Raw genomic sequence first — 5,609 nt, 5'->3', positions numbered from 1 at the left:
CGCAAGGGGGTGGCGGCGGCGCTGCTGGACACGGGGCTGGGGGTGCCCGCGTTCGCGGCCATCATGGTGGTGGTGACGGGCTTCGAGGAGTTCGTCTTCCGAGGCTTCCTCGTGCCCCGCCTGCGCGTGGTGTTGGGACGCTGGGTGCCCGCGGTGCTGGTCGCGGCCGTGCTCTTCTCCGTGGGCCACTTCTACGAAGGCACGCTCGCCGTCTTCCAGACCTTCGTCATGGGCGCGTGGTTCGGGTTTGTCTTCTGGTACCACGGACGGCTGTTGCCATTGATTGTCGCGCACGCGGCGTTCAACACCATCAGCTTCGCGCTGGTGATGTGGCTGACCCGCTCCGGCTTCCTGGAGAAGCTGCCGCCCCTGTGAGGCAAAGGGCCTGGATCACTCCAGCGAATCAGCGCCGTATTCGAAGCCTTCGTAGTCGAAGGCCCGCTCAATCGCTTTCAGGTCTGCCTCGGATCCACCGCAGCTCCTGACGACATCGCGCCAGCGAGAGGACACGCGCGCCTTCGTCGTGTCGATGACTTGCGTGGCCTCTTCTTGCGACAGGCGGAAGCGGGCGCATCCGCTCAAGAGGTTGCGGCGGTTGGCCCGGCGATGCTGCGCACTTCCCACCTCCATCGCCAGATCGCGCTCCGTGCTGGCCTGCGGCGCGGGCGTCAGGTCGTAGGCAGGCGACAGGTTCCAGCCGCTACCGGCCGCGATGAGCGCATGGTTCCTGGGGTGATCATCGATGTTGGAGATGAGCGCGTTGAACACCATCCGGGCGAACAGCTCTCGCAAGTCCTTGTCCGGGTCGCGGACCCAGCGCTTCAACTCATCCGCCAGCAGGAGGTATGACCAACTCCCGCGCTCGTTCGGACCGGCGCGCGGATTCTCGTCGGCACGGAGCACCGTCAGCGCACTGACCATCCGGTGCCGCAGGTAGCCCTGCTCGACACGTTCACGGTCGAAGCGGCGGACCAGGAGCACGTCCTGTCCAGCGACCTTGACGACCTTCCCGGAAGCAGCACGCAGGCCACATTCGTGGGCGAGCTTCAGCATGCCGTGCTCGACCGCGGCGTTGTTCCACCGGTCCCCGCGCGACGGGAACTTGGCGAGCCACAGGCCATCATCGTCCTCCACGACGTTCTTGGGGCGCGCTCCTCCCATGGAGCTGCCGGGATTCACCAGGTCGTCGACCTGGGGTGATGGCGGCAGCTCGTGCTCGACCCGGCTGGCTTCCTCCATCAGGAGCCGCAGCGAGAGCACCTTGTTGAACTGATGAACGGGGGCAGGCGGCTTGCTGTCCGTACCGAAGGACAGCGCACCCGCCCGATCCTCCGGAGAGTTGAGGAGGAAGCCGACCTCGGTCAGGTCCCCGCGGCCCAGCTGACGTTCGATGACCCGGCGTCCCCAGGCATCGGGGGAAGCATCTCGAAGCGAGCCGAAGATGCCTCCGAGTCGGGCCGTCCTGAAGGTGCCTTCGCGCAGCGGAAGCTCGAACGGCTCCAGTTCGACTGCGCGGGGATTGGCCAGGTAGCTCCTGCCGTAGACGAACTGCCCGGTGCCGTCCTGCTGGACGTAGCGACCGCAGGTCACGACGTCGAGCGAGTCCGGGAGCTGGAGGTACACGTAGCAGCTCGACTCGTCAGAAGTCGGCATCGAGTTCCTCCCTCTTGGACTTGAGGACCACGCGCTTCGGTTGGCGGGCCCGCTCAAGCGTCTTTCCCTCTTCGTCACGGTCTGGCGAGGCGAGGTCGTCGAACTCGCGTTCGAGTCCCAGGGCCCACAGGACCGTGAGGTAGGCACTGAGGGCGGTGGTGGGGCTCCCCTCCTCGATCCGCCTGAGCGTCCCGAGCGCCAGCCCCGTCTTCTTCGCGAGATCCACCTGACGAAGCCCACGTCGGATCCGCGCCCGGGCAATGTTCTTCCCCAGCGTGGTGATGGCTCGGACCACGGCGAAGGGGGTCGTGTCGTCCGTCAGGTTCTGGCGAGGCATGCTTCAATATATTGCCTCTTACTGCGCTCAAGAACCAATCTATTGACTCCAGGAGCCAGAAGGAGGCCGGGCAGGCAGCCCGGCCAGGGGTCCCACGCCCTAGGGAACGGGCGGCGGGGCGTAGAGGACTTCTCCCGTCTGGCTCATGACCATCGTGACGCGGTCCCAGGACACGGGGTTGAAGAGGATGACCTCCGGGGCGGTCTGGGGTTCCCTCAGGTACCACTGCTCCCGCGTCAGGCTGGCGCGCCCCATGCTCCCATCCGCGAACGTGTGTGCCTTCACCTGGAGCACGTCCTCCGACGAGGGCTGCATGAAGATGTACACGAGCGCCGGGTTGTCCGTGTCACTGCGTCGGGCCTGACCGAGGAGCACGTCGCCCAGGAGCGTGTTGGACCGGTTGCGCGTGGCGAGCCAGTCCGGCTGGTCATGCGAGCTGACGGTCCAGCTGGCCATGAGCATGTCCGGATCCTTTGGCGACGTCGTCAGCCCCTCGACGTCGGTGGCGAGCTGACCGTCCACGAACGCGTCCGGAGGTTCGATGGGCCCATAGGGCTGCAAGCCCTTGCCGGCGATCAGCTCCTGGTATTGGGTCGCGGGGGTGAGGTGGACGTAGAAGTCCGTGACGGCGCCGTCACTGCCCTGGAAGTAGAAGGCGCCCGTCGTCTTGTCCACCAGCACCGAGCCCCCTTCCACGGACTGGAAGACGCGCAGGTTCTCGGGCTTGAGCCCTTCGAGCCCCGCGGCGGCGAGCGAGCCCTCGTCGATCTTCGCCGGCATGACGGAATACGAGCTGGCGAGGAACGTCCGGGGCACCTCCCGCATGCCTTCCGAGCCATCGTAGATGTACCGCGTGCCATTCGGGGCCGTGTAGACGGGACGCCCTCCCAGTCCCGTCTCCATCCGCACCGTCAGGGGATCCACCCCGACGCGGACGAGCTCCTTGCTCTCGTAGACGGCGAGCTTGGGTGGCTGCAGGGCCATGCGCGTGTTCCGGGCGCTGTCCACCGTGCTGGGGCGCTGCATCCACTGGACGTAGTCCTGGGCGACTTCCGGGGGCACCTTCGCCGCGTCTCCGCCCGCCGCGGCGACCGCGCTCCGGTAGGCGTCCTCCGGGGACACGCCCTGGCCCAGGTGGTAGCGCTGGAACAGCTCCAACGCCTGCGGCGTGTAGAGCCGCTCGGCGCGGACCACCTGGTTGAGCGCGCGCTCCGCGTCGGTCAGGGTCTCCGGGGCCGTCACCGCGCGGTTGGCGATGTCCGCGACCTCCTCGAACGTGTAGCCACCGGACTGGAGCTGCCGCAGCGTGGTCAGCGTCGCGTCCGTCACCTCGGCGCCCTCGTCCAGCCGGCTCGCCAGCCGCAGGCCCAGCGGCGACGCGAGCAGCTGCTCCAGCGAGCCGAGCATCTGCGCCGCCTCCGTGCCGGCCGCCGCGCCGCGCATCACGCGCACCGCCTGCGCGATGTCCGCCCCGTCCATCACGATGCCGAACAGGTTGAGCCCCTGCTCCAGCAGGTACTGGAACGCGCTGGGGTCCTCCACGCCGGAGAGCTTCCCGAACCGTGCCAGCCGCTGCGCATCCACGAAGCGCTCGTGGGTGCGGAACATGCCGTAGCCGCCGGCCAGCAGCGACGTGCCCGCCATCGACGCGATGAGCAGCGGCGCCGCCGCTCCGCCCGTGGCCGCCGTGAGGATGGTCGCGCCCAGCCCCGCCACCGCGCCCGTCAGCCCGATGGCCAGGTCCTTGCGCGCCTGGGTCTGCTGCTGTTCGGCGTACGTGTCGAAGAGCCCACCCGTGAAGATGAGCGCCCGCCCCAACGGACCGGGCTGCCCGTTGGCGCCGCCCGCCTCGCCCGGTGACGTGAGCCGCGAGGCCAGGGCCTCGAAGGCGCGGCTCGCGGACGGAAGCAGGTCCATCGCGGTGGGCGGCGGCCGGGCGTTCGCGAGGTTGCGCTGCAGCGTCGCCACGTCCGCCAGTGCGCCCTGGAGCAGCGTCCCGTAACTCCGGGTCAGGCCCGCGGTGGTGCCCGCGAAGCCCGACTGCGAGGTGATCCGCTGGAGCATCGCGGCGTTGGACGCGGTGCTCGCTTCCGGGGCGAAGGACGTCGAACCGAACTGGACGGACGGGCTGAGCTGCCCGTCGGAGACCGTGAAGCGCGCGGTCATGCCGGGCGCGAGCCCCTGGACCACCTGCGCGGGGTCCACCACGCCCAGGAGCGGGTTCTGCTGGTAGAGCGCCGAGACGCGCGCGGAGGCCTGGTCCTGATACGCCTCGAAGGTGAGGCCGGAGGCACGCAGCTCCCCGGCCGTGCTCAACGCCTGCGTGAGCCGCTGCCCCCCTTCCGTCGTGCCGAACGCGGGTGCGGGACTGACAGCGCCCTGGCCCGAGTACTGGCTCATCGCATCCACGACGGCCTGCCGCTGGGAGACGGGCAGGGCCAGCAGTTGCTCGCTCGACACGGGCAGGCCGGTGAGGACCCCGTTCGTCAGGCGCGACAACTGGGGCCCCAGCGCCGCGGGCTGCCCCGCCATGCCGGCGGGCGCGGCCTTCCAGTCCCGCGCCACGCCCTCGCACTGGTCGTTGAGCGCCTGCATCTCCGTGGTCAGCGTCTGGAAGGGGTCCGGCTGCTGGAGGATGCCCATCAACGCCTGGAGTTCGGCGGCGGCCACCGCCAGCGCGCCCCACTGCTCCGGGGTGGCGTTGGGCAGCAGCAGCGCCGCGCGGTTCAGGTCCGAGCGCTGCGAGGCGAGCTGCGCCTCCGCGAACTCGCGCACGTACGTGTCGAAGCCCTTCTCCGATGGGGCGTTCACGTAGGCGGACATCGCCACCAGCGCCTCGGACTGCGCCTGCACGGCCTGCGATTCGAGCACCGCCTGTCCGGCCTGCGCGCGCTGGGGCCCCGGGGGCAGCAGGGCCTGGGCCTGCGCCATCACGCCCGCGAGCGCCCCCGCCTCCGACGCCAGCGCGGAGGCCGGCGCTCCGGCCAGGTCCGAGGGCACGTTGGAGAGCGTCCCCGACGCCTCGGACAGCGCCTGCTGACCGGTGGTGATGAGGAAGGCGAGGACCTGGGGGTTCGGCGGCTTGCGGGCCAGTTCCAGCTTCAACTCCTCCCGCACCGAGGTCATGGGCTGCGTCAGGCCCAGGCTCAACGGATCCGTCGCGCCGGAAGCGCGCGTCGTGGGCAGCATGCGCGCGAGCTGCTGGAGCGCCTGTGCGCCGCCCATGAGCAGGGAGCCCACGCTGAAGCCCGGCGTGGTGCCCGCGCGCGCGTCCTGCTGGGGCACCGCCGTTCGGGTGGTCGTGTTGACGAAGGTGCTCACCGTGCTGACGACCTGCTGGAGCGCGAGCAGGCCCTTGTTGACCGGAGGCGTGACGACGGGCGGAGGCAGGACCGCGCACACCGCGGGGGGCGGAGGCGGAGGCGGGGCGGCTTGCGTCGCCGCCGGTTGCGGCTTGATGACAACAGGCGTCTGTGGCGTGCCGCCACGGATTGGACCAGCCATGCGTGTTCCCCCTTGCATACGCCCGGCGGGTCCGGACGCGCCCAACACATGCCGATGCCCCGGCATCCCCCCTGGATAGATACATCAGGTGTCGACATGGAAAAAGGTCCACCCC

4 protein-coding genes are annotated in these 5,609 nt (G+C 69.7%); 1 reads left to right on the top strand and 3 read right to left on the bottom strand.

Annotated features, from left to right (window positions below):
• A partial coding sequence (locus D7V97_RS39305; RefSeq protein WP_147445166.1) for a CPBP family intramembrane glutamic endopeptidase occupies positions 1-375 on the top strand: 375 nt, incomplete at its 5' end.
• 15 nt (positions 376-390) lie between these two features.
• Here D7V97_RS39305 and D7V97_RS39300 read toward each other — a convergent pair.
• From D7V97_RS39300 to D7V97_RS39290, 3 genes are all read right to left on the bottom strand, one after another.
• A complete protein-coding gene (locus tag D7V97_RS39300) occupies positions 391-1,653 on the bottom strand; it encodes a type II toxin-antitoxin system HipA family toxin (RefSeq protein ID WP_120615707.1) in 1,263 nt (420 codons plus the stop codon).
• Positions 1,640-1,990: a helix-turn-helix domain-containing protein gene (locus D7V97_RS39295; protein ID WP_120615706.1), complete on the bottom strand. Its 351-nt coding sequence runs from the start codon at positions 1,988-1,990 to the stop codon at positions 1,640-1,642. The genes D7V97_RS39300 and D7V97_RS39295 overlap by 14 nt, the downstream gene beginning before the upstream one ends.
• 99 nt (positions 1,991-2,089) lie before the next feature.
• Positions 2,090-5,494: a hypothetical protein gene (locus D7V97_RS39290; RefSeq protein WP_147445165.1), complete on the bottom strand. Its 3,405-nt coding sequence runs from the start codon at positions 5,492-5,494 to the stop codon at positions 2,090-2,092.
• Between the last annotated feature and the right edge of the window lie 115 nt (positions 5,495-5,609).

Origin of the sequence: Corallococcus sp. CA053C (assembly GCF_003611675.1) — a bacterium.
GTDB lineage: Bacteria > Myxococcota > Myxococcia > Myxococcales > Myxococcaceae > Corallococcus.
This window is presented reverse-complemented; position numbering and strand designations above follow the sequence as displayed.